Origin of the sequence: Streptomyces sp. NPDC088766, from assembly GCF_044750845.1 — a bacterium.
Taxonomy (GTDB): domain Bacteria; phylum Actinomycetota; class Actinomycetes; order Streptomycetales; family Streptomycetaceae; genus Streptomyces.
The window spans coordinates 35,733-59,390 of the sequence record NZ_JBIVKQ010000004.1 but is presented as its reverse complement, the minus strand read 5'-3'; the positions used below and the strand labels follow the sequence as shown (position 1 = coordinate 59,390).

The window sequence follows — 23,658 nt, the reverse complement described above, 5'->3', positions numbered from 1 at the left end:
GGAGTAGTCGTGCGCGCTGCCTCTTCCCGTGTGCCCCTCAGCATTCTCGCCCTCTCGGGCCTGCTCGCCGCCGGCACCGCTTGCGGTGCCGGCGGCGAGGGCTCGTCCGCCACCGACGCGCCCCTCGAAGTGTGGACCCGCAGCGCGCCCGAGCCCGCCGCCACGTACAAGAAGGTCTTCGCCGCCTTCACCGCGAAGACCGGGATAAAGGTCGACTACCAGCCGGTGCTCGAGTTCGACAAGCAGCTCCAGAGCCGCGCCGCCTCCAAGGACCTGCCCGACGTCCTCATCAACGACGCCTCCTCACTCGGCACTTACCAGTCCCAGGGCCTGCTCGCCCCCATCGACCCCGAGTCCATCGCCGGCGGCAGCAGCATCTCCGCCGCCAACTGGAACTACGCCAGGGGCATCGACGGAAAGACCTACGGAGTCCCCTTTTCCCGTCAGGCCTTCAACACCTACATCCGCAAGGACTGGTTGCAAAAGCTCGGCCTCCAAGCTCCCACCACCTGGGACGAGATGACGAAGACCGCCATCGCCTTCGCGACCCGGGACCCCGACGGCAACGGCAAGGACGACACCTACGGAATGGTCGTCCCCGGTTCCACCGAGCGCGGGTACCTCGCCTGGTGGGCCGCCTCCTACATCTGGCAGGGCGGTGGAGACCTCGTCGAGAAGACCGGTGAGGGAACCTACGAGTCCGTCATCGACTCACCGGGTACCGCGAAGGCCGTCGGCTGGATCAAGACGCAGTTCTGCACCAAGGGCAACGTGCAGCCCGGCGCCCTTACCTCCACCACGTCCAACGCACCCCACTTCGGCCAGGGTTCCGCCGGTATCTACCTCACCGGCCCCTACATGATGTCCGGCTTCGACCAGCAGCTCGGCAAGGACAAGTACGAGATCATTCCCACGCCCAAGGGACCCGCCGGCAGTACCACTTTGGCCGAGGGCGAGAACATCTACTTCGGCGCGGGCTCCAAGAAGACCGACGCCCAGAAGAAGCTCGCCGAGTTCCTCATCACCCCCGAAGCGCAGAAGATCGCCATGCAGAGCACCACCCAGCCCGTGGTGCGCATCCCGGTCAACACCTCCCTCAGCGCCGCCGAGGCACGGGGCGACACCCGGTGGCAGACCGTGCAGCAGCAGTACGACGACGACTCGCGCGGCTTCCCGGTCGACATCGACTTCACCGCGGTGAAGCAGACCGCGGCGGAGGGCCTCAACAGGATCCTCGCCGACTGCGGTGGCGACAACATCGCCTCCGGGCTCAAGCAACTCGACAAGGACATCACCGCCGAGCTCGAAGCCCAGGACCTCACGTGACGGCACCGGTCGTGCAGCGCCGGCGGACGGGGAAGGGGCCCCGGCTCCACCTGCCGGCCCTCGCCCCTCCCCGGCGTTCCCCGCGGCGCGGCTGGCTGCCGTGGGCCTTCCTCGCCCCCGCCCTGCTGCTCGCCCTCGTCTTCAAGTTCATCCCCATGCTCAAGGGCATCAGGATGAGTCTCTACGACGTCCAGCCCTTCCTGGGAGACCAGTGGGTCGGAACCGACAACTACCGCAAGGTCCTGGAGGACGACCGGTTCCGGGAGGCGATCGGGCACACCCTGCTCCTGGGCATCGGCCAGACGTTCGGCGCCATCGTCGTCGGCTTCCTGCTCGCGCTCCTGCTGGAAGGCCAGAGCCGCACCCTGTGGTTCCTGCGCTCAGCCGTCTTCCTGCCCGTCGTCACCGCCACCGCAGTCGTCGGCGAGATCTGGCGCCTGCTGTACTCACCGACCGCCGACGGCTTCGTCAACAGCGTCCTCGGCATATTCGGGATCGGCCCGCTGCCCTTTCTCGACAGCCCCGACAGCGCACTGTGGTCGGTCATGGCCGTCGGCACCTGGATGGGCGCCCCCTACAACATGGTCATCCTCCTCGCCGGCCTGGCGGGAGTCGACCGGGCCCTGTACGAGGCGGCCGCCATCGACGGAGCGTCGACGTTGCAGCGGCTCCGGCACATCACCCTGCCGGCGCTCCGGCCCGCCATGACCATCGTCCTGACCCTCGCGGCCGTCCGCAGCCTGCGGACCTTCACCGAGGTGTACGTCCTCACCGGCGGCGGCCCCGCCGGATCCACCGAGGTATGGATGACACGCGTGTTCTCCCTCGGCTTCGAACGCAACGACCTCGGTGTCGCCTCGGCCGCCTCCGTGCTGCTCCTCTCGGTGACCCTGCTGCTGACCCTCGGTCTCAACCTCCTGCGCCGAAAGGCCGATCGATGAGCCTCTCCCACGCCACCGTCCGGCACACCCGCCCCGTCCGGGCCCCCGCCGACCACGGTCGTTTCGACACCGCACTCGGCTGGAGCCCGCGGCTCGGCCCCGCGCTGGTCCTGCGCGTCATCCTGTGCGCCCTCGCCCTGTTCGTGTTCGCCGCACCGTTCGTCACGATCCTGAGCGGAGCCTTCGACGCCGACGCGCGCACCACGTCACTGTCGCTGTTCCCCGGCCACGCCACCCTCCAGAACTTCGAGATCGCGGGCAGCCACAACATCTGGGGCTACTTCCTCAACTCCCTGGTCATCGCCGGAGGAGGGCTCCTGCTCCAGATGACCGTCTCGGTGTTCGCCGCCTACGCGCTGGCCCGGCGCCGCTTCCGGGGCCAGGCCCTGGTGATGTCTCTGTTCCTGCTCACCATGATGCTTCCCGAGGAGGTCATCGCCGTCCCTCTCTCCCTGGTGATCGGCGACCTGCCCCTGCTGCACGTCAGCCTCAAGGGCACCCTGCTCGGTGTCATGCTGCCGGTCGGCATCTGGGGATTCTCCATCCTCGTCATGACGGAGTTCATGCGGGAGATTCCCACCGAGATAGAGGAAGCCGCCCGTCTCGACGGCGTGGGTGAAGTGCGGATGCTGTGGCAGATCGTGCTCCCCCTGTGCCGCCCCGCGCTCGGCGTCGTGGGCATCTTCGGCTTTCTCATGATCTGGGACCAGTACCTCCTCCCGCTGATCGTCGCCAACGACCCCGGCGACTACACGCTGACCGTCGCCCTCTCCGTCATGCGCACTGACCCCGTCGTCGGGCCCGGAGCGCTGCTGGCCGGAGCGCTCATCGCCCTGGTCCCCAGCCTCACCGTCTACTTCTGTCTGCAGAGTTCCATGATCCGCGGCATCGCGGCCGGAGCCACCAAGGGATGAAGGCCCCGGGAGACCTGTTCCCGGAGGTCGTTTCCTGATGGTTCGTGACTCACCACGCACCCCGATGTCGTGCACGAGCCTCGGGAGCCGCGCACTCTGCTACGGCGGCGGAGTCCTGATCTCCGACGAGACGGGGCGGGCGAAGAAGCGACTCGCCCCTGGCGAAGGACACCGTCGGTCCGTGAGCCGGACCCACTCGGAGAAGCCACCGGCATCCTCACGCTCCGGCCACACGTTCGGGTGATGCTTTCCGGCGCGGGGACGCTTCGGGGCGTCGGCCCGTTTGATCCAGCGACGAGGACATCTCGGGCGCGTTCGTCGCGTTCATCGCGTGCGGCGCATCCGTCACTGACGGCTGACGAACGGGAGCACACATGAGTCTGGTCTTCCACCGCAACCCGGACGGTACGACCACCGGTCGGAACGAGGGGTCGGGTCTCACCGTGACCCATGTCGACGCGGAAGAGGTCAAGCGGCGGTTGTACGAGGACGCCGGGTGGGAGTACACGCCGCCTCCGCCTCCGGTTCCGCCCGGCTTCCACCGGTTCTCCCTGGTGCACGAGGAGTTCGAGGCCGCCGGTTTCGCGGACGAGCGGTACGCGGACCTGCGGGCGCGTCCGCCCCAGGGGTGCGTGCCGGCCGACCGGGGCTGCTTCACCCTGGAGTGCGAGCGTCCGGGGCGCACGCTCCTGGACGCGGTCGCGGGGACCGTCGCGGAGATCCGCCGCGCGCACGGGCTGGTGATGAACAGCCTGGGCGTGGAGAAACCGCAGGAGTGGCTCGGTGACGACCGGGACGGGCACCCCGGCACGATCGTCGCGCACCTGGTGCTGACGGCCGTTCACCGCGCCCGCCTGCTCGGATACGGACGCAGAGACCTCGTCCGACTCGTCGACGCGACCGGAGTGGAGTAGCCGGGAAGGCGAACGAGCCGGACGGGGCGGGCGGGGCGGGCGGACGGGCCGGGGGTGCGCCTCGGGTGCTCTGGGTGCCCTTACGGATCAAGGCGCTCGGCTTAATGCATATGATGTGCAAGTGCATGAGTACTGCGTGAGGCCCGCGGGCCCCGACGACCTCGACGGTGCCCGAGCCGTCATGCTCGACACCGTCTACCGCGACTTCGGCACCGGCTACGTGCCCCGCTGGCACGGGGACATCGTCGACCCGGCCGCCGCCTACCTGGTGCCCGCCCGGCACACGCTGCTGGTCGCCGTCGACGGCGAGGGACACGTCGTCGGCACCGGCGCGCTCGATTCCCGCGGGCCCCTGCACCCGCCGAACCCCCGCCACGTCGCCGAGCGCTACCCCTCGGGCACGACCGCCCAACTGCGCCGCGTCTACGTCCGCCCCGGACACCGGCGTCGCGGCCTCGCCCGGCAACTGGTCGCCGAACTGCTCGCCTTCGCCGCCGCCGACGGCGGGTACCGGGCCGTCTACCTGCACACGGACCCGTCCGTCGAAGGCGCCGAAGCCTTCTGGCGGTCACTCGGCAACGTCGTGCACGACGAGCGTCAGGACGCCCACGGCGGCCAGGGCATCGTGCACTTCGACATTCCCCTGCACGCGCACGTCCGCACCCCCCACCTCACAGGCCGGTAACCCATGCGCTTCCCCAGCCGTCCGCGGCTTCTCGCCGCCCTCCTGCTCCCCCCGCTGCTGTCCCCCCTGCTCGCCGGATGCTTCGCCTCCGGCGGTGGCGGGGGCGGCGGCACCGCCGACGCGAAGGACGGCTCCCGGCTGCGCGTCGCCCTCGCCTTCCCGCCCGCCGAGAACCTCTCCCCCTACGGCGCCGACGCCACGATCCTCAGCCGGCTCGGCGTCACCGAAGGGCTCACCGCTCTCGACGCCAACGGGGCCGCCGCCCCCGCGCTCGCCGCGTCCTGGCGGCGCGAGAACGACCGCACCTGGCTGTTCACCCTGCGCGAGGCCGCCTTCCAGGACGGCACCGACGTCACCCCGGCCGCCGTCGCCGCCTCCCTCGCCCACGCCGTCAAGGCCAGGCCCGCCCCGGCCGCCCTCTCCGGCGTGACCCTCACCGCCGAGGCCGATACCGAGGTCGCGGGCGCGGGCGCCGTCCGCGTCACCACGAAAGCACCCGACCCCGTCCTCCCGCTGCGCCTGTCCAGCCCCAGCCTGGCGATCCTCTCCCCGAAGGCGTACGACGCCGAGGGCGCGGCCGACCCGGCCGGCACCGCCACCGGCCCCTTCGAACTCACCGACGTCGAGGGCGGCACCAGCGCCCGGCTCGACCGCTTCGACGACTACTGGGGCGGCCGCGCCCAGGCCTCCGGTATCGACGCCCGCTTCATCGCCGACGGCACCGCCCGCGCCAATGCCCTGCGCACCGGCCAGATCGACGTCGCCGAGGCGATCCCCGTCGCCCAGGCCGCCGGCCTCGACACCGACACCCGCCGCGAGACCGCCACCACCCGCACCACGAGCCTCCTCCTCAACGCCCGGTCCGGCGCCTTCGAGGACACGTCGCTGCGCGCCGCCGCACGCGCGGCCGTCGACACCTCCGTCCTCGCGAAGAACGTCTACGAAGGCCACGCCGACGCCGGCACCGGCATCTACGGCCCCGCCGTCACCTGGGCCGCGAGCAAGCGCGTACCCCCCACCGGGGCCACCCGTCCCGGCAAGCCCGCCGGTACCTCCATCACCCTCGCCACCTACGACAACCGGCCCGAACTGCCCGAAGTCGCACAGGTGCTGAAGCAGCAGCTGGAGAAGGCCGGGTTCACGGTGAAGCTGACGGTGGGCGAGTACTCGCGGCTGGAGAGCGCCGCCCTCGCCGGCAAGTTCGACGCCTTCGTGCTCGCCCGCAACACCCTCGTCGACACCGGCGACCCCGTCGCCGTCCTCGCCGGTGATCACACCTGCGGCGGCGGATACAACCTCGCCCGGCTCTGCGACAAGGCCGTCGACGCGGCGGTGGCGAAGGCCGAGGGCGCCGCCGACACCGCCGAACGCCAGGACGCCGTCATGGCCGCCGAAGCCGCGATCCTGCGCACCGACGCCGTCGTCCCCCTGGTCCACCAGCGCGTCATCACCGGCGTCGGCCCCCGGGTGAGCGGCGTACTCCTCGACCCCTACGAGCGCACCCTCGTCGGCACCGGGACGCGGCGCTGATCCATGAACAGCAGGGGGAGCAGGGGGAGTGGGGGAAGCAGGCGGAGCAGGCCGGGCGCGCTGCTGTGGCGCGCCGCACTGGCCGCGCTGCTGGTGTGCGGGATCGGGCTGCTGCCCTGGCTCTCGCGCACCGACCCGGCGCTCACGGTGCTCAGGACCCGGTCCGCCGACCGTGACCCCACCCCCGAGGTGCTCGCCGACATCCGGGCGCAACTCGGCCTCGACGACGGCCCCCTGCGCCTGCTCGGCCGGTGGCTCGCCGGACTGCCGCGCGGGGACGCCGGAAACTCGTGGATCTCCGGCTCCGCGGTCGCGCCCGAGGTGCTCGAGGCGCTCGGCGTCTCCCTGCTGCTGATGGCGGTGGCCCTGCTCGTCGCCCTCGTCACGGCCGCCGCCGTGTGCGCCCGCACCCTCCGCCTCGGTGCACGTCGCCGCCTCGCCGGACGGCCGGCCGGCGGCTCGGGTTCGGCGGTGCTCGCCGCGCTGCCCGAGTTCCTCACCGCGTCCGTGCTCGCCACCGTCGTCGGCGTGCAGTGGGGCTGGCTGCCCGCCCTCGGCTGGTACGGCCCCCAGTGGACGGTGCTGCCCGCGCTCGCCCTCGGCCTGCCCGCGGGCGCGGTCCTCGGACGCCTCCTCGACGACCAACTCCCCGGCGCCTTCGCCGAACCCTGGGCCCTGGCCGCCGCCGCCCGCGGACTGCCCGGCCGCGCCGTGGCCCGCCAGGCGCTGCGCCGCTGCGTGCCCGGCCTGCTGCCGAACCTCGGGCTGTTCGTCGTCGGCCTCACCGGCGGCTCGGTCGCCGTGGAACAGATCTTCGACATACCCGGCCTCGGCCGTACCACCCTCCGGGCCGCCATCGCCCAGGACCTGCCCGTCCTCCAGGCCGGCACCCTCCTGCTCGTCGCCCTCGCCGCCGTCACCACGGCCGCCGTACGCCTCACCGCCCGGCGGCTCACCGGCCCCGCGCTGCGCGACGGCGCCCTCCAGAGCCTCCACCGGCCGCCACCGCCACAGCAGCCGACCGTCCGCAGAATCCTGCCTGTCGCATACGGTCTCCTGCTTTCCGGTGTCATCATGCTCGGCCTGCCCCGCGACCCCCTCGCCCTCGACACCGCCGCCCGCCTCCGGGCACCCTCCCTCGCCCACCCCTTCGGCACCGACGCCCTCGGCCGGGACGTCCTCGCGCGGGTCGCCCACGGGGCCCTCGACACCCTGCTGCTCGCCCTCGCCGTCAGCGCGCTCGCCTGGCTCGCCGGCGTCCTGCTCGGCTGCCTGCCCGCGCTGTCCGGGCCGCTCGTCGACACCGTCAACGCCGTCCCGCCCGTCCTCGCCGCGCTCCTCGTCACCGCCGTGCAGGGCGGCGGCGCCGGCACGCCCGCCCTCGCCGTCGCCGTCGTGGCCTGGGCGCCCCTGGCCGCGCACACCTCCGCGCTGCTGCGGCAGGAACGCGCCACCCTCCACCTGACCGCCACCCGCGCGCTGGGCGCCGGCCGCACGTACCTGCTGAGAAGCGAACTCCTGCCGGCCGTCCTGCCGTCCGTCACCCGCCACGCCCTCCTGCGGCTGCCCGGCATCGCCCTCGCGCTGGCCTCCCTCGGCTTCCTCGGCCTCGGCGCCCAGCCGCCGTCCCCCGAGTGGGGCCTGCTCCTCGCCGAGAACCAGCCCTACGCCGAACGCGCCCCCTGGGCCGTCCTCGCCCCCGCCGCCGTCCTCGCCCTGCTGGGCGCGCTCGCGGTGACGGCGGCCGGCAGCGGGACGCGGGGGACCCGGCGCCGTACGGCTGCCACGGCTCGGGCTCGCGTCGACGTTCCGGCCGTCGCGCCGGACCAGTCGGTGGGTGTCACGTGATCGCGCCGACGATCGTGCGTGGTGCGCGGGAACGGGCCCGGCTCTCGCCGCTCCTGCGGCTGCTCGTCCTCACGCAACTCGCCTTCAACGTCGGCTTCTTCGCCGTCCTGCCCTTCCTTGCCGAACACCTCGGCGGGGCGGTCGGGATGGCGGGCGGGACGGTCGGGTTCGTGCTCGGGCTGCGGACGTTCAGCCAGCAGGGGCTGTTCGTGGTGGGCGGTGTGCTCGCCGACCGGTACGGCACCAGGCCCGTGGTGCTCGCCGGCTGCGCACTGCGCATCGCCGGATTCGGATGGCTCGGGTACGCCGAGCGGGCCTGGGCGGTCGTCGGGGCGGTGCTCCTCATCGGGTTCGCCGCCGCGCTGTTCTCGCCCGCCGTCGAGTCCGAGGTGGCCAGGCAGGCCGTGCTCCGGGAGGAGGCGGGCCAGGGCCCCCGGACGCACGTCCTGGCACTGTTCACCGTCGCCGGGCAGGCCGGTGCGTTCGTCGGACCCCTGCTCGGCGCGCTGCTGCTGGCGGTCGACTTCCGCGCGGTGTGCCTGGCCGGAGCCGGCGTCTTCGTCCTGGTCCTCGCGGGCCACGCCCGGCTGCTGCCCCAGCACATACCCGGACGCGCCCGCGTCCGGGTGCGCGGCGGTGTCCGGCCGTTGCTGCGCAACCGGCGTTTCCTCGCCCTGTGCGCCGCGTACGGCGCCTACCTCCTCGCCTACAACCAGCTCTACCTCGCCCTGCCCGCCGAGGTGGAACGCGCCACCGGCTCCCAGACACCGCTGGCCTGGATGTTCGCGCTGTCGTCCCTGCTGGTGGTGACCGCGCAGCTGCCGGTCACCCGGTGGGCGGGGGAACGGCTCACGCTGCGCCGGTCCATGGCGGCCGGACTGGCGCTGATCTCCGCCGGGTTCGGCACCGTCGCCCTGGCGGCGCCCCACGGGGCGACGGGGACGACGGGGCTGCTGCCCGCCACGGGGTTCGTCGTCCTCCTCACCCTCGGCCAGATGCTGGTGGCGCCCGCCGCGCGGGCCTGGGTCCCCGACCTCGCGGAGGAGGGGCGGCTCGGCCTGTACACCGGCGCGTTGTCGTCCGTCTCCGGGGCGATCGTGCTGGCCGGCAGCGCGGGGGCGGGCGCCCTGCTCGACGGGGGCCTGCCGGCGGCGGTGCCGTGGGCCGTGCTGGCGGCTGTGCCGGCGGGGGCGGTGCTGCTGCTGCCGCGGCGGGGGTAGGGGCGCGCGGTGACTGCCCGGCCTGTTCAAGGGCTCCGCTCCCGTATCTCCTGTCCATTCGGTGACACCGACGGCCACCCGCTCGTTGCTGGTGATCACTCGTACTGATCCTCGGCTTCGGCCGGTAGCGACCAGCGTCACTGTCGGCACCGCCGGGTAATCTCTGTTCCATCGTCATCGCGGCCCGACGGGCTTCCGCTCCACTCCGGTGGAGTCTCGAAGGACATGCCCCCACCCGCACGAGTCATTTCGTGCTGCCTGGGGGAAGTCCTTGCTGTTCCGCGAGTCCGCGAAAACGATTGCCGCGCGAGCCCTCGACAGTTCGCTCTACCTCCACCTCACCGAGCAGTTCGTCCACATGCACGGTCACCGCCCGAGTGCCGCGGAGGCCCGCTCCTGGGAGCGAAGCATCCCCGCTCTGGCCGCCGCGCTCAACGACGCGGGCCTCGGTGAGGTCGAGGTCATGCTGGAGTACGCCCTCCCGCTGAACAGCAAGCGCGCCGACGCGGTGCTTGCCGGAGTGCACCCCGTCACGGGCGAACCGTCGTACCTCGTCGTCGAGCTGAAGCAGTGGAGCCAGGCCGAGCCGGACGAGGACGACCCGGCACTGTGCCGGGTCGACGCCTACGTGCACCCGGTCCTCAACCCCATCGAGCAGGTGCGCCGCTACTGCGAGTACCTCGTCAACTTCAACGGCGCGGTGGCCGAGCACCCGGACCGGGTCAGCGGCGTGGCCTACCTGCACAACGCCACGGAGTTCGGCGTAGGTGGTCTACGGGCGATCGAAGTCGACGACAGCGGCCAGATGTTCACCGGCGAGCGGCGCGGCGAGTTCATCGACCACCTCCGCGCCAAGCTCAGCGACAAGGTGTCCGGCGCCCGCGCGGCCGACGAACTCCAGGCGGGCAGGACCGTGCCGTCGAAACAACTGATGTCGGTCGCTGCCCAGGAGGTGCGCGAGCGAGAGCAGTTCGTGCTCCTGGACGAGCAGCAGGTCGCGTACCGCATGGTGCTCAACGCCGTACGCAAGGCCAAGCGGTCCAACCACAAGGAGGTCCTGGTCGTCACCGGCGGACCCGGCACCGGCAAGAGCGTCATCGCGCTCTCCCTGCTCGGCGAGCTGTACCGGCAGGGCGTCCCGGCCCTGCACGCCACCGGATCGCAGTCGTTCACCAAGACGATGCGCAAGGTCGCCGGCACGCGCAAGCGCGAGGTCCAGGACCTCTTCAAGTACTTCAACAGTTTCATGACGGCCGAGCAGAACTCCCTCGACGTCCTCATCTGCGACGAGGCCCACCGCATCCGCGAGACCTCCGCCAACCGGTACACCCCGGCCGCCCACCGCACCGGCAGACGACAGATCGACGAACTCATCGACGTCGCCCGCGTCCCCGTCTTCCTCCTCGACGAGCACCAGGTGGTGCGCCCCGGCGAGATGGGCACGGTGGAAGACGTCAAGGCGGCCGCGGCGGCCCAGGGTCTCGACTGCCACGTCGTGCCCCTGGAGAGCCAGTTCCGCTGCGGCGGCAGTGATGCCTACCTGCGTTGGGTGGTTCGCCTCCTCGGCCTGCAGTCCGGCGGCCCGGTGGTCTGGGAACCCGACGACCGCATGCACCTGCTGGTCGCCGACAGCCCCGAGGAGATGGAGGCGTTTCTTCAGGCCCGCCGGGAACAGGGCTACGGCGCTCGTATGTCCGCCGGTTACTGCTGGCCGTGGTCCCCCGAACCCAGGCCGGGCGATCCGCTTCCGGCCGACGTCGTCATCGGCGACTGGGCTCGCCCCTGGAACCTGCGTGGCGAGCGCTCCGTGTCCGGCGCGCCGCCGTCCGCCCTGTGGGCCACCGACCCGGCCGGTTTCGGCCAGGTCGGCTGCGTCTACACCGCGCAAGGATTCGAGTACGACTGGTCCGGCGTGATCATCGGCCCGGATCTGCTCTGGCGCGGCGACCGCTGGATCACGGACCGTGCGGCCTCCAAGGACCCGGTCTTCAAGAGGTCCACCCCGGACGACGACGTCGACCGCCTGATTCGCAACACCTACAAAGTGCTGCTGACCCGCGGCATGGTCGGCACGGTGGTGTATGCGACGGACCTGGAGACACGGGCGAAGCTACGCGAACTCGCGGGAGACGCGGAGCGGAAGTCGGCTCTGGTGTGACGACTCCTCCGAACGCACGGCAAGACAATCGCGTTTGCCGTCACTCGGCCATGCTCTTCCCGTAGGCAGGCCGAAAGGCGATCATCGTTCCCGGGACGGTTCGGAGCCCGCCTAAGATCACCGATACCGGTCGCGGCCCGACGGGCTTCCTGCATGGACACGCCCCCACCCGCACGAGTCACTCGTGCCCTGGGGGAACCTCCTCGTGTCCATGCTCCTGCTGCGTTTGTCGGCAAGGGACTTGCTCGCCCTGAACGCACGCCGTCGTCTGGTGCCGCACCTGGCTGCCCGCTGGGTGCACTTCCGGCGAGGCGAGTCCTCCGAAGGAGAGCGCTCAGCCTGGGCCAAGAGCCTTGTCTCACTGGCAGAGGACCTGGTGGCAGCCGGGCGCGGCAACGTCGAGATGATCGTCGAATGCTCGCCGACCGTGGACGAATCCGAAGGGCCTGGAGAAGACAAGCAGATCGACGTGGTGCTGGTGGGAAGACATCCCACGGAAGGCACCCTTTCCGTGCAGCTCGTCGAGTTGAAGCAGTGGTCATCGGTGACGAGGGTCGAGGCCGCCACCGCTGATCTCGTGTACGTGGCGGGGATCGATGACCCGGTCAAACACCCCGCCCTTCAACTCAGTGAGTACCACGCGCTGTTCACCGGGCCTGCAGGTCCGCTGAACGGGTTGCAGTTCGAGTGCGGCGGCTTCGCGTACCTCCACAACGCCACGGACGAATCCGTCCGACCACTGCTCGGCGTCGACGCACCCACGGGCCCCTACGCCCATACGTACACGAGCGACACCCGGGCCAGGCTTCTGCTCGACCTTCAGAGCCATTTCACAGCCGAGGACGACTATTCGGCGGCCGAGTACATCCTGCACCGGATGAACCTCCGGAACACGCCGCTTCTCGATGCCATGGTCAACTCGTCCGGAGAGGACACGGTCTTCACCTTGCGGGGACGGCAGAGGAAGGTCGCGGACGACGTGCTCGAGGCCTCGGACCTGATTCTTGACCGTCCGGACCGAGAGGCACTCGTCCTCCGTCCCCAACGTGCCGTCTTCCTGATCACCGGGGGAGCCGGCACCGGGAAAAGCGCTATCGGCCTTCAATTACGGGCCGATCTCGAAGCCGCGGGCCGGACGGTGAAGTACGCGAGCGGATCGCGGGCCTTCAACGCCGCGATCAAGGAGAACGTCGGGTACACCGCGGCCGAGTTCCGGGAGCGCTTCGCGTACTTCAGCAGTTTCGTGCAGACGCCGAAGCCGCCGCTGGACGTGTTGATCTGCGACGAGGCGCACCGGCTGCGGGACAGGTCCACCAACTGGCGCCTCCCCGCCGAGAAGCAGGGCACCAAGCCACAGGTGGACGAACTGCTCGACGCATCGCGTCTGACCGTCTTCTTCCTCGACGCGGGCCAGACCGTGCGCCCGTACGAGGTGGGTACGGCGGAACTCATCGAGGACGCCGCACGACGCCACCATGCGGCCTTTCGCCACTACCGTCTGGTGGAGCAGTACAGGTGTGGTGGCAGTGACGCCTACGTCCGCTGGGTTCGAGCATTGCTCGGTGTGTCGACGCAGCAGGCGCACGAGTGGGTGCCGGACGGACTCATGCACATCGAGGTCGTCGGCACCCCCGACGAGATGGAGCACATCGTCCGCACCGAGTTCGAGGCCGGCGCGACCGCCCGGATGGTGGCCGGGTACTGCTGGCCCTGGAGCAAGCCGGACGAGGACAAGAACCTCGAGAAGGACGTACGCATCGGTGCCTGGCACCGTCCGTGGAACGCGTCCAGCGAGTCCTTCTGCGCCAACGGCGAGCCACCGTCGAGGATATGGCCCGTACACGATGCGGGCATCGGGCAGATCGGCTGTGTCTACACGGCGCAGGGGCTCGAGTGGGACTGGTGCGGGGTGATCATGGGCGATGACATGGTCTGGCGTACCGACCGCTGGGTCTTCCGGCGGGGAAAGCAGCGCAAGGACCCGCAAGCAGGCGTGATGCGGGTGGCGAAACCGGGATCGTTCGACCCGAAGGTACGGACGAGCACGCTCGACGACGACGAGTTCGCCCGCTGTGTCCGCCACGCCTATCACGTCCTGCTGACCAGGGCGAGCCGGGCAACCGTGCTCTACTCCACCGACGAGGAGACCCGGCGGCACCTCAGGAAACTGGTCGGAGAGACCCATGTGCACGGTCTCCGGCCCACTCAGTCGACCATCCCGCCCGAGCTGAGGATCACGCGGCACAGTGGGGCCGCGCGGAGCCGCAGGGCCCGGCGGGCACAGAGCAAGGCCAAGCTGAAGAACGAGATGATGTTGTTCTGAGCCGTCCGCGCGAGGTGGAGTGGCGGGCCCCCGGAGCCCGCCACTCGCCTGCCTCAGAAGAGCAGGTGCGCTGCCGACATCATGCCGGTCACCAACAGGTTGGCGACGACATTGACGGCGACGTCCGCCAGAACCTTACGGAACCGGGCGAAACGCGCAGACTGGTACTCGACAGGGTCCATACGTGACCACTCCTCGGCGGTGAGCAGGAATGGTGGGGGGACGGCCCACCGGGCATCCGCTCACACACCGCGCGCACGCGCACGGCGATTCACCACCACTGCTCACATGCCGCCGAGCGGCGCATGAACTCCGCGCTCGTACCCCTCCGGGAGGATGCGCAGCACAAGTCACCTTACTGCACACACAGTTGCGAAGTTTCCTGAGTGAGCGACCGTGTCCGTGGGTGCCGGTGACACGTCTGCCGTCGACGAACGGCTTGCACGCTCGATCCAGCCGTGCGTGCGGCACCCCAACGGACGTCAGGACGGCGGCGGTCGGCGTGCGGCTTGCTCGCGGCTGACCTCGGCGGCATCCACGTACCACTTCCGGCGGCCGGGATCCCGCCGCGCGCAGAGCTGCTTCTCAGTGCGGCTTCAGGGGGCAGAACAGCTTCTTCACGGAGGGCAGTCGGTCACCACCCGCATCCACGCGTACCGGCAGCGGTGTCGTTGCGCTCGTCGTCGGGCGTAGTGTGTCCGCTCGGACACGGTTCGTATAACGGGAGGGGACCCGTGAAGCTCACCTACTTCTGCTTCGAGGGCACGCCGCAGGAACTCGACGCGTCCGAGGTGGTCCGCGAACTCCTCCAGCAGCAGCCGGGCACGGCCGACACCGTACGCCGCACGCCCCGGGTGGTCGCCGACCCCGACAGCGACGACTTCGCGGACTTCGGATGGCGCGTCGAGGGTGACGTCCCGGGGGTCGCGGACGAGGGGCAGGAGACGGTGAAGGCGCAGCTCGCCTTCAACCCCGCCGCGCAGCAGTTCATCGACTTCATGGCGGAAGCCGGCTCCTGGGAGAGCGTCGGAGCGCACGGCATCAAGCGCAAGACGTGGCAGGAGGGCGATCCCCTCGACTATTCCGGCTACCTCCGCCTCCGCCGCAAGGGCAGCCAGTACGGCGGCTTCGCCTATGCCTTCGCGTCCACGGGCCTGATCAACTTCCGTCTGCAGCACAGCGACGAGATCGCGGAGCTCGCACCGGACGCCTATCGGCTCACCACCGGCCATCGCCGGTACAGGGTGAGCATCCAGATCCGCGACGAGAAGACCCTGAAGCAGGCGCTCGCCTTGGCCGAACTCGCCTACAGCGCGACGTGACGGACGGTTTGCCCGTACAGGTCGTTGACCAGGAGGCTCCTGTCGCCCGCGTCGACGTGAGACGGAACGGGCCGTTTCTTTCGTGTGGGTCGAATGTCCTATAGTCCCGTCCTTCACGGACTCTTCCCATGTACCAGGCAACCATTAGGATCAGCGGCAGGCCCGACCCCGGGGAACGGCGGGCCTGAGAGGAACGGAACGAGTGGGGACAGGCATGCGGGAAGGCCGGTGGGTCACGGTCACCGAGTCCGAGTTCGATCACGAACACCGCGGCCTGGAGGCGATCCGGGAGAAGCTGCCGGACTCCGACCCCTGGCGGGCCTGGTCGAACTTCACGTTCACCGCGAACACCGGGCACGTCCGCGAGGTCGACCTGCTGGTCGTCGCGCCCGGCGGCGTCCACATGATCGAGCTGAAGGACTGGCACGGCTCGGTCACCTCCGAGAACGGCACCTGGGTGCAGACCACCCCCGGCGGCCGCCGGCGCACCCACGGCAACCCCCTGCACCTGGTCAACAAGAAGGCCAAGGAGCTGGCGAGCCTGCTCGGCCAGGGCCACGGCGCCCGCCGGGTGTGGGTCGGCGAGGCCGTCTGCTTCACCGACGACGCCCTGCGCGTACGCCTGCCCGCCCACGACCGGAACGGCGTCCACACCGTCGCCGAGCTGGTCGACATGCTCAAGCAGACCCCGCGGGACGAACGGCGCCGCATCACCGCGATCGACTCCCGCGAGATCAAGGCCGCGCTGGAGCGCATCGGCATCCGCCGCAGCGAGGCCCAGTACAAGGTCGGCCCCTACGAGCTGGAGCGCACGCCCTTCGACTCCGGCCAGACCTGGGCCGACTACAAGGCGGCCCACACCGAGCTGCCCGAGCGCGCCCGCGTCCGCGTCTACCTCAGCGAGCGCGGCTCGGACGCCTCCCTGCGCCAGTCCGTCGAGAACGCCGCCCGCCGCGAGGCGGCCGTCCTGCAGCGCTTCCGGCACCCCGGCGTCGTCTCCTACCGGCAGTACTTCCCGACCGGCCACCCGGCCGGCCCCGCCCTCGTCTTCGACCACGACGACCGCACCATGAAGCTGGACGAATACCTGGTCCAGTACGGGGAGAAGCTCGACATCCTCGGACGGATGGCCCTGGTCCGCCAGCTCGCCGAGACGATGCGTTCCGCGCACGCCCGCCGCATCCACCACCGTGCCCTGGCCGCCCGCTCCATCCACGTCCTGCCCCGCCCCGACGGCGGCCCCGGCAAGGCTGTCGGTGAGGAGGCCGCCTGGCTCAGCCCCCGGCTGAAGATCTCCGACTGGCAGATCGCCACCCAGCGCACCGGCGACTCCTCGCAGGGGCAGGGCGCGACACGGCTCGCGCCGACCGCCCTGTCCGCGATGCACCTCGCCGACGACGAGGACCCCTACCTCGCCCCCGAGCTGACCGCACTGCGCCCCGACCCCGTCTCCCTCGACGTCTACGGCCTCGGCGTCCTCACCTACCTCCTGGCCACCGGCAAGGCCCCGGCCGCCAGCCAGGCCGAACTGCGCGCCCGCCTGGAGGCGGGGGAGGGCCTGCGCCCCAGCTCCCTGGTGGACGGCCTGTCCGAGGACGTCGACGAGCTGGTGCAGGCCGCCACCGCCTACAACCCGGACCAGCGCCTGCACAGCGTCGACGACTTCCTGGAGATGCTGGAGGTCGTCGAGGACTCCCTCACCGCCCCGGCCGCCGAGACCGCCGCCGAGGCGGCCGACGCCCCGGAGAAGGACCCGCTGGACGCCGTCCCCGGCGACGTGCTCGCCGGCCGCTGGGAGGTCCGCCGCCGCCTCGGCACCGGTTCCACCAGCCGCGCCTTCCTCGTCCGCGACCTGGAGGCGGAGGCCCGCAGGACGCGCCCGCTGGCCGTGCTGAAGGTCGCCCTGTCCGACAACCGCGGCGACATCCTCATCCGCGAGGCCGACGTGATGGGCCGCCTGCGCCCCCACTCGGGCATCATCCGCCTCGTCGAACCGGAGCCGCTGAGCATCGCGGGCCGTACCGTCCTCGCGCTGGAGTACGTCGGTGACGAGCGCGACGACGGCGCGGACGCGGCGGGCGAGCGGAAGGCCCCGCGCCGCCGCGAGGAGACGGTGGCCCGCCAGCTCCGCGACGAGGGCCGGCTCCCCGTCGACCAGCTGGAGGCGTACGGCGACTACCTCTTCGGCGCCGTCGACTTCCTGGAGGGCGAGGGCGTCTGGCACCGCGACATCAAGCCGGACAACATCGCCATCCGCGTCCGCCCCAACCGCACCCGCGAACTGGTCCTGATCGACTTCTCGCTCGCCGGCTACCCGGCCAGGAGCACCGACGCGGGCACCGAGGGCTACCTCGACCCGTTCGTCGACGTCATCACCCGCGGCTCCTACGACTCCCACGCCGAGCGGTACGCCGTCGCCGTCACCCTGCACCAGATGGCCAGCCGCGAGCTGCCCAAGTGGGGCGACGGCAGCGTCCTGCCCCGGATGACGGACCCGAAGGAGTGGCCGTACCCGACGATCGCCGCCGAGGCGTTCGACCCGGCCGTGCGGGACGGGCTCGTCGCCTTCTTCCAGAAGGCACTGCACCGCGACGCGGGCAAGCGGTTCCCCGAGCTGAAGCCCATGCGGGACGCCTGGCGCAAGATCTTCCTCGACGCCTCGCAGGCCGTCCCGTCCAGCCATCGCACGCGCCACACGGCGACGACCTCCGAGGCGGGGGCCGACGGGGAGGCCGTGCGGCGCGGTGTCATCGCGGACGCCGAGCCGGAGACCGCCGAGCAGCAGCGCGACCGCCTGGCCGCCGAGGTCGCCCTCGACACCCCGCTGAGCGTCTCCGGTCTCACCGGCGCCGCCCAGTCCTTCCTCTACGGCCTCGGCATCACCACCGTCGGCGGGCTCCTGGACTACAGCCGCCGCAAGCTCGTCAACGCCCCCGGCCTGGGCGCCAAGACCCGCAACGAGGTGCAGAAGCGCCAGCGCGAGTGGGGCGAGAAGCTGCGCGAGACGCCCGCCTCGCCGCTCACACCGGAGGGCCGGGCCGAGGCCCGGGAGGAACTGGACCAGCTCTCCGCCGCCGAGTCCGCCCTCGCGGACACCCTGGCGACGAGCGACGCGGCCGGCGGTCTGTCGCCGCGCGCCCTGCGCTCCATCAGCCTCGACGCCCTCGCCACGATCTTCGTCCCGGTCATCAACAACAACGGCTCCAACCGCAACAAGGCAGAGATGGTCCGGCTGCTGCTGCGCCTGCCCGACGAGCACGGCCTGCTGCCGGAGATCGGCGTCTGGCCGAAGCAGAAGGACGTCGCCGCGGCGCTGAACCTGAGCGCGGGCCGCATCCCGCAGATGCTCAAGGAGGAGCGCAAGCGCTGGAAGGCCGACCGTGCGGTCCAGGCTCTGCGCTCGGAGATCCTCGACCTGCTCGCGGGCATGGGCCGGGTCGCGTCGGCGGTGGAGATCGCGGACGCCCTCGCCGTCCGGCGCGGCAGCCAGCTCGCCGGGCGCGAGCAGCGCCGGGCGCTGGCGCTGGCGGCGGTACGGGCCGTCGTCGAGGTCGAGCAACTCGCCCCGGACGAGGCCGAGTTCCAGCACCAGCCCAACCGCAAGGCGACGGAGGAGTCGCTGGGGGCGGGCCTGCTGGCCCTGGACGTCCGCGAGGACGATGGTCCGGACACTCCAACGGCGCCGGGACTGCTCGACTACGCGACGAAGCTCGGCCGCGCGGCGGACCGGCTCGCTGGGCTGGAGACCCTGCCGACGGCAGCGACCGTCCTCGCGGAGCTGGGCGCGGTGCAGATGCCGCCCGGCACCGTCGACTGGGACGAGCGCCGCATGGTCGAACTGGCCGCCGCGGCGTCCGTGAACGCGGCGGCGACCCCGCGCCTGGAGATCTACCCGCGCGACCTGTCGCTGGTACGGGCACTGCGGCTCACGCAGGCCGGTCTGGTGCGCTGGATCCCGGGCAAGCCGGAGGCGACGCAGCCGGGCCTGACCGGCGAGGAGGTCCACGAGCGGCTGCGGGCCCGCTTCCCCGAGCTGGCGGTGCCCGACGGCCGCGGCGGCCTGACCCACGACCTGCCGACCGCCGGCCCGCTGACCAAGGCGCTGCGCGAGGCCGGCTTCGAGCTGTCGCTCGGCACGCGCGAGGACACCAAGACGCTCCGCTACCTGCCGACGCGGGTGGACGACGCGTCCAGCTACCTCACGACGGGTGCCTGGCGGCAGTCCACGCGCACGGGCGCGGTGACGCGGTACGCCGACGACCCGCTGCTCGCGAGCGCCGTGCGCGCGGAGGAGCGACTGGTCGCGTCCGCGCGACGGGACGGCTACCGGGTGCTGACCGTGAGCCAGCGGCTCGTGCGCGACGCGATACGGGAACTCGGCGCCGAACGGCTGGGCGCCGAGGCCGTCTCGGTGACCGAGCTGTTCATCGAGGCCCTGCACGCCCAGGTCACGTCGGGCACCAAGCCGACGTGGGAGACGCTGCTCAAGGCGGACGTCGCCAAGCCGGGCTCGACGGGCGCGCTGCGGTTCGCCGACTACGCGCAGACGGCGTGGGGTGCGGTCGCGCCGCGTATCGAGGAACTGCTCGGCGCCGGGTCCGGGTCCGGGACCGGTCCGGTGCTGCTGACGGAGGCCGGGGTGTTCGCCCGGTACGACGCGATGGGCGTCCTGCACCGGCTCGCCTCGGCGGCCCGGCGGGGCGGCCGTGGACTGTGGTTGCTCGTCCCCCAGAGCGACCCGGCGCGTGAGCCGAGGCTCGGGCAGGTGGCCGTGCCGTACCAGGCCGGCCTGGGGGAGTGGATTCAGCTTCCGGACACGTGGGTGGACAACGTCCACCGGGGGTCCGGCAAGGTAGTGGTGCGTAGTGTCGAGGGAGACGCGAAGTGATCGACCGCAAGGCTCTGTTGGACGACCTGAAGCAGCAGGTCAAGGCGGTCGAGACCGACCTCGGCAAGCAGGTGAAGGCCCTGGGCGACGTCGGGGCGCGGCTGCGCGCCGAGTACGACCAGGCGCGCAAGCTGGGGCGTACGGCGGCGACGTGGAACTCGTGGCTCGACGAGCGGGTCACGCAGGTCGCGGTGGCGTGGGTGCTGGGGACTGTCTTCGTGCGGTTCTGCGAGGACAACCGGTTGATCCCAGAGCCGTACCTGACGGGCGCGGACGGGGACCGGCGGGAGCTGGCTCAGGCGCGGTACGACGCGTACGTGGAGGCGGAGGACGACCCGACCTACCGCGGTTGGCTGGAGAAGGCGTTCGACGAACTGGGCGCGGGCCAGGCGGGCCGGCTGCTGTTCGACAAGCGGCACAACCCGCTGTACCAGATCCCGCTGTCGCACGACGGTGCGCGGGACCTGGTCGAGTTCTGGCGGGGGAGGGACGAGGCGGGCGTTCTCGTCCATGACTTCACGGACCCGCTGAACGAGGACGGCACGGAGGGCTGGGACACACGGTTCCTCGGTGACCTGTACCAGGACCTGAGCGAGGCCGCGCGGAAGACGTACGCGCTGCTCCAGACACCGGAGTTTGTGGAGGAGTTCATCCTCGACCGGACGATGAACCCGGCGGTACGGGAGTTCGGCTACGAGGGCCTGAAGATGATCGACCCTACGTGCGGGTCGGGGCACTTTGTGCTGGGGGCGTTCCGGCGGCTGGTGCGGCTGTGGGCGGAGGGGCATCCGGGGCGGGATGTGCATGAGCGGGTGCGGGAAGCGCTGGACTCGGTGCACGGGGTGGATATCAATCCGTTCGCGGTGGCTATCGCTCGGTTCCGGTTGCTGGTGGCGGCTATGGCTGCTGGTGGAATGCGGACACTCTCTGAGGCGGTGAAACAAGACTGGCCGATGCATTTGGCGGTGGGTGACTCATTGATCAAGGACCAGCAGTTGGGACTGTTCGGCGGGATCGATGGAGACGATGAGCTGGCCACCTTCTCATATGCCACGGAAGACCTGCACGACGAGCATCCGGGTATCTTGCAGCCGGGACGGTATCACCTTGTGGTCGGTAACCCGCCTTACATTACCGTTAAAGACAAGAAGCTGAACGAATTGTATCGGGATCTTTACGACGCTTGCGGTGGCACTTACGCACTCTCGGTCCCGTTTGCGCAGCGGTTCTTTGAATTGGCCAGGAATGGCGATTCTGGCGGCCGCGGGTATGGCATGGTTGGACAGATCACCTCGAACTCGTTCATGAAGCGTGAGTTCGGCACCAAGCTTATTGAGAGCTATTTCCGGGATCAGGTTGAACTGACGGAAGTAATTGACACGTCGGGCGCCTATATTCCTGGACACGGAACACCCACGATCATTCTCGTGGGTAAACGCTGCGAGGGAACTCTGCGTTCTGCCTCGATTCGTACAGTGCGAAGCGTGCAGGCAGAGCCTGCTGTGCCGAAGATTAGTGAAGAGGGTCTCGTCTGGAAGGCGATTATCGACCAGATCGACAAGCCGGGCACCGTGAGTCCGTGGGTCTCGGTGGACGACTTGGACCGCGAGCGCTACTTCGCTAGGCAGCCTTGGATTCTTGCGGATGGCGGCCTGGAAATGGTTGAGCAGCTCGAAAGGGCTAGTAATTTTCCTTTGCGTTCCGCAATCGAGCCACCTATTGGTCGTGCGATCCGCGCTGGCGCCGATGAAGCTTACGTTCGCCCCCTGCGAACTACTTACAGAACCGCCGCCAATTCAGTAGGATTGCGTCCCCTGATGGCGGGGGAGATTGTTCGAGACTGGAATGCCATTCCGGAGGAGGCTATCTGGTTTCCCTATGCGAATGAATTGGGGCACGGCGGCTTGGCGAGGGAACTGTGGCCGCTGCGGCGGATTCTGCAGGCGCGCCGCACCTTTCAAGGGGATATGAGTGATGCGGGCCTGCAATGGTGGGACTATATGCAGTTCACTCCATCGGCTTATCGAACTAACTTGTCGCTTTCATTTGCTGAGGTGGCTACGCACAATCACTTCGTATTGGATCGAGGAGGAAGGGTATTCAAGCAGACGGCTCCTGTGGTCAAGCTTGGCCCGGATGCGACTGAGGGGCAGTACGTCGAACTGCTCGGGGTGCTCAACAGCTCTACTGTAGCTCTCTGGCTCAAGATGACGTGTCACAATAAAGGGCGTCCGGGCGCCGAGCAGGCGGGTGCTGACGAGCCGTGGGAGAATCGTTATCAATTTAACGGTGCAAACATTGAGCGTATTCCGCTGCCTACCGCATTCCCTGCTGCTCTCGCCCAGGCGATGCAGGGCTTGGCGCAACGCCTCTCGGTCTGTAATCCTGGAGCAGTCGCAGCCTCGGGAGTTCCGGCGGCGCAGAGCCTTCGTGAAGCCCGTAAAAGCTGGGAGTCCATTCGGGGGGAGATGGTCGCTCTTCAAGAGGAATTGGATTGGCAAATCTACGCTCTCTATGGTCTTACTGATTGTGAGATCGTGGCCCCCGTAGGAGAAGTTCCCATAATCACTCCCGCTGAGCGGGCTTTTGCGATTGTTCTTGCCCGTAAGCAGCAAAGCGGTGAAGTCGATACCTCATGGTTCCGGCATCATAATCATAACTTCAGCCCTGTCACTGAAATTCCCTCTCACTGGCCCGCCGCCTACCGCGAGATTGTTCAAAAGCGCATCGACGCCATCGAGTCGAACCGGGCCATCGGCATGGTCGAGCGCCCCGAGTACAAGCGCCGCTGGGCCACCGAAGGCTGGGACGCCCTCCAGGACAAGGCCCTCCGCTCCTGGCTGCTCGACCGTATGGAGAACCGCGACCACTGGTTCGACGAGAACGGTCAGCCGGTCATCCTCACCCTCTCCCGCCTCACCGACGCCCTCTCCCGCGACGAGGACTTCGTCTCCGTGGCCAAGCTCTACGCGCCCCGGAAGGACCTCCCCAAGGTCGTCGCCGAGCTGATCACCGATGAGCACGTCCCGTTCCTCTCCGCCCTGCGCTACAAGCCCGCCGGGCTGAAGAAGCGCTCCGACTGGGAGGAGGTGTGGGACCTTCAGCGCAAGGAGGACGCCGCGCCCGACGAGCCGGCCAAGCGGAAGATCCGGGACTCCATCCCCGTGCCGCCGAAGTACACCTCGGCCGACTTCCTGCGCCCCTCCTACTGGAAGGCGCGCGGCAAGTTGGACGTGCCGAAGGAGCGGTTCATCTCCTACGGGCAGACCAACGCCGCCACCCCCGAGCTGTACGGCTGGGCCGGCTGGGACCACCGCGAGCAGGCTCAGGCCCTGGCGACGTACTTCACCAACACCGCGCTGACCTCCGAGGAGATCACACCGTTCCTCGCCGGCCTGCTGGAGCTGCAGCCGTGGCTGTACCAGTGGCACAACGAGTTCGACATGGTCTACAGCGGCTCACCGGCGGACTTCTTCGCCGGTTACCGCCAGCAGTTGCAGGGCGAGCACGGTCTCACCGACGACGACCTGCGCGCCTGGCGTCCCCCGGCCGCCACCCGGGGACGCCGGGCGGCCGCGAACAAGTAGCC

At 70.1% G+C, this 23,658-nt stretch carries 14 protein-coding genes; 13 read left to right on the top strand and 1 reads right to left on the bottom strand.

The window, feature by feature from the left end; all coding sequences use genetic code 11:
• The first annotated feature begins 30 nt into the window (after positions 1–30).
• The 10 genes from ACIP5W_RS07455 to ACIP5W_RS07410 all read left to right on the top strand — a co-directional run bounded on the left by ACIP5W_RS07455 (position 31) and on the right by ACIP5W_RS07410 (position 13,859).
• Positions 31–1,326 carry an ABC transporter substrate-binding protein gene (locus ACIP5W_RS07455; RefSeq protein WP_401468125.1) on the top strand — a complete coding sequence of 432 codons (1,296 nt, stop codon included), beginning with the start codon at positions 31–33 and terminating at the stop codon, positions 1,324–1,326.
• 50 nt (positions 1,327–1,376) lie between these two features.
• Positions 1,377–2,267, top strand: a complete 891-nt coding sequence (locus ACIP5W_RS07450; RefSeq protein WP_401468964.1) for a carbohydrate ABC transporter permease — start codon at positions 1,377–1,379, stop codon at positions 2,265–2,267.
• Positions 2,264–3,181, top strand: coding sequence for a carbohydrate ABC transporter permease (locus ACIP5W_RS07445; RefSeq protein WP_401468122.1), 918 nt, complete (start codon positions 2,264–2,266; stop codon positions 3,179–3,181). The genes ACIP5W_RS07450 and ACIP5W_RS07445 overlap by 4 nt, the downstream gene beginning before the upstream one ends.
• Before the next feature lie 374 nt (positions 3,182–3,555).
• A complete protein-coding gene (locus tag ACIP5W_RS07440) occupies positions 3,556–4,095 on the top strand; it encodes a hypothetical protein (RefSeq protein ID WP_401468119.1) in 540 nt (179 codons plus the stop codon).
• 121 nt (positions 4,096–4,216) lie between these two features.
• Positions 4,217–4,780: a GNAT family N-acetyltransferase gene (locus ACIP5W_RS07435; RefSeq protein WP_401468116.1), complete on the top strand. Its 564-nt coding sequence runs from the start codon at positions 4,217–4,219 to the stop codon at positions 4,778–4,780.
• A gap of 3 nt (positions 4,781–4,783) precedes the next feature.
• Positions 4,784–6,310, top strand: a complete 1,527-nt coding sequence (locus ACIP5W_RS07430) for an ABC transporter substrate-binding protein (RefSeq protein WP_401468113.1) — start codon at positions 4,784–4,786, stop codon at positions 6,308–6,310.
• A gap of 3 nt (positions 6,311–6,313) precedes the next feature.
• A complete protein-coding gene (locus ACIP5W_RS07425; RefSeq protein ID WP_401468110.1) occupies positions 6,314–8,158 on the top strand; it encodes an ABC transporter permease subunit in 1,845 nt (614 codons plus the stop codon).
• Positions 8,155–9,378 (top strand): MDR family MFS transporter, encoded by a 1,224-nt coding sequence (locus ACIP5W_RS07420; RefSeq protein WP_401468107.1) that lies wholly within the window; start codon positions 8,155–8,157, stop codon positions 9,376–9,378. The genes ACIP5W_RS07425 and ACIP5W_RS07420 overlap by 4 nt, the downstream gene beginning before the upstream one ends.
• A 271-nt stretch (positions 9,379–9,649) precedes the next feature.
• Positions 9,650–11,536, top strand: coding sequence for a DUF2075 domain-containing protein (locus tag ACIP5W_RS07415; RefSeq protein ID WP_401468104.1), 1,887 nt, complete (start codon positions 9,650–9,652; stop codon positions 11,534–11,536).
• 211 nt (positions 11,537–11,747) lie between these two features.
• Positions 11,748–13,859 carry a DUF2075 domain-containing protein gene (locus tag ACIP5W_RS07410; RefSeq protein ID WP_401468961.1) on the top strand — a complete coding sequence of 704 codons (2,112 nt, stop codon included), beginning with the start codon at positions 11,748–11,750 and terminating at the stop codon, positions 13,857–13,859.
• Positions 13,860–13,912: 53 nt separating this feature from the next.
• Here the strand turns inward: ACIP5W_RS07410 and ACIP5W_RS07405 are convergent, their stop codons facing one another.
• On the bottom strand, positions 13,913–14,041 hold the full coding sequence (locus tag ACIP5W_RS07405; protein ID WP_401468102.1) for a DUF6408 family protein: 129 nt from the start codon (positions 14,039–14,041) through the stop codon (positions 13,913–13,915).
• Positions 14,042–14,593: 552 nt separating this feature from the next.
• On the opposite strand from ACIP5W_RS07405, the gene ACIP5W_RS07400 reads away from it, so the two are divergent.
• The 3 genes from ACIP5W_RS07400 (at position 14,594) to pglX (ending at position 23,656) form a co-directional block, all read left to right on the top strand.
• On the top strand, positions 14,594–15,181 hold the full coding sequence (locus ACIP5W_RS07400) for a hypothetical protein (RefSeq protein WP_401468099.1): 588 nt from the start codon (positions 14,594–14,596) through the stop codon (positions 15,179–15,181).
• 214 nt (positions 15,182–15,395) lie between these two features.
• Complete coding sequence (gene pglW / locus ACIP5W_RS07395) at positions 15,396–20,069, top strand: BREX system serine/threonine kinase PglW (protein ID WP_401468958.1); 4,674 nt, start codon at positions 15,396–15,398, stop codon at positions 20,067–20,069.
• Positions 20,066–23,656 carry a BREX-2 system adenine-specific DNA-methyltransferase PglX gene (gene pglX, locus ACIP5W_RS07390; protein WP_401468096.1) on the top strand — a complete coding sequence of 1,197 codons (3,591 nt, stop codon included), beginning with the start codon at positions 20,066–20,068 and terminating at the stop codon, positions 23,654–23,656. Before pglW ends, pglX begins: the two co-directional genes overlap by 4 nt.
• Positions 23,657–23,658 lie beyond the last annotated feature (2 nt).

Excerpts from the sequence above, each read along its gene's own strand:
- ACIP5W_RS07445 (WP_401468122.1), top strand. The coding sequence starts at position 2,264 with ATGAGCCTCTCCCACGCCACCGTCCGGCACACCCGCCCCGTCCGGGCC.
- ACIP5W_RS07440 (WP_401468119.1), top strand. The coding sequence starts at position 3,556 with ATGAGTCTGGTCTTCCACCGCAACCCGGACGGTACGACCACCGGTCGG.
- ACIP5W_RS07430 (WP_401468113.1), top strand. The coding sequence starts at position 4,784 with ATGCGCTTCCCCAGCCGTCCGCGGCTTCTCGCCGCCCTCCTGCTCCCC.
- ACIP5W_RS07425 (WP_401468110.1), top strand. The coding sequence starts at position 6,314 with ATGAACAGCAGGGGGAGCAGGGGGAGTGGGGGAAGCAGGCGGAGCAGG.
- ACIP5W_RS07410 (WP_401468961.1), top strand. The coding sequence starts at position 11,748 with ATGCTCCTGCTGCGTTTGTCGGCAAGGGACTTGCTCGCCCTGAACGCA.
- ACIP5W_RS07405 (WP_401468102.1), bottom strand. The coding sequence starts at position 14,041 with ATGGACCCTGTCGAGTACCAGTCTGCGCGTTTCGCCCGGTTCCGTAAG.
- pglW (WP_401468958.1), top strand. The coding sequence starts at position 15,396 with ATGCGGGAAGGCCGGTGGGTCACGGTCACCGAGTCCGAGTTCGATCAC.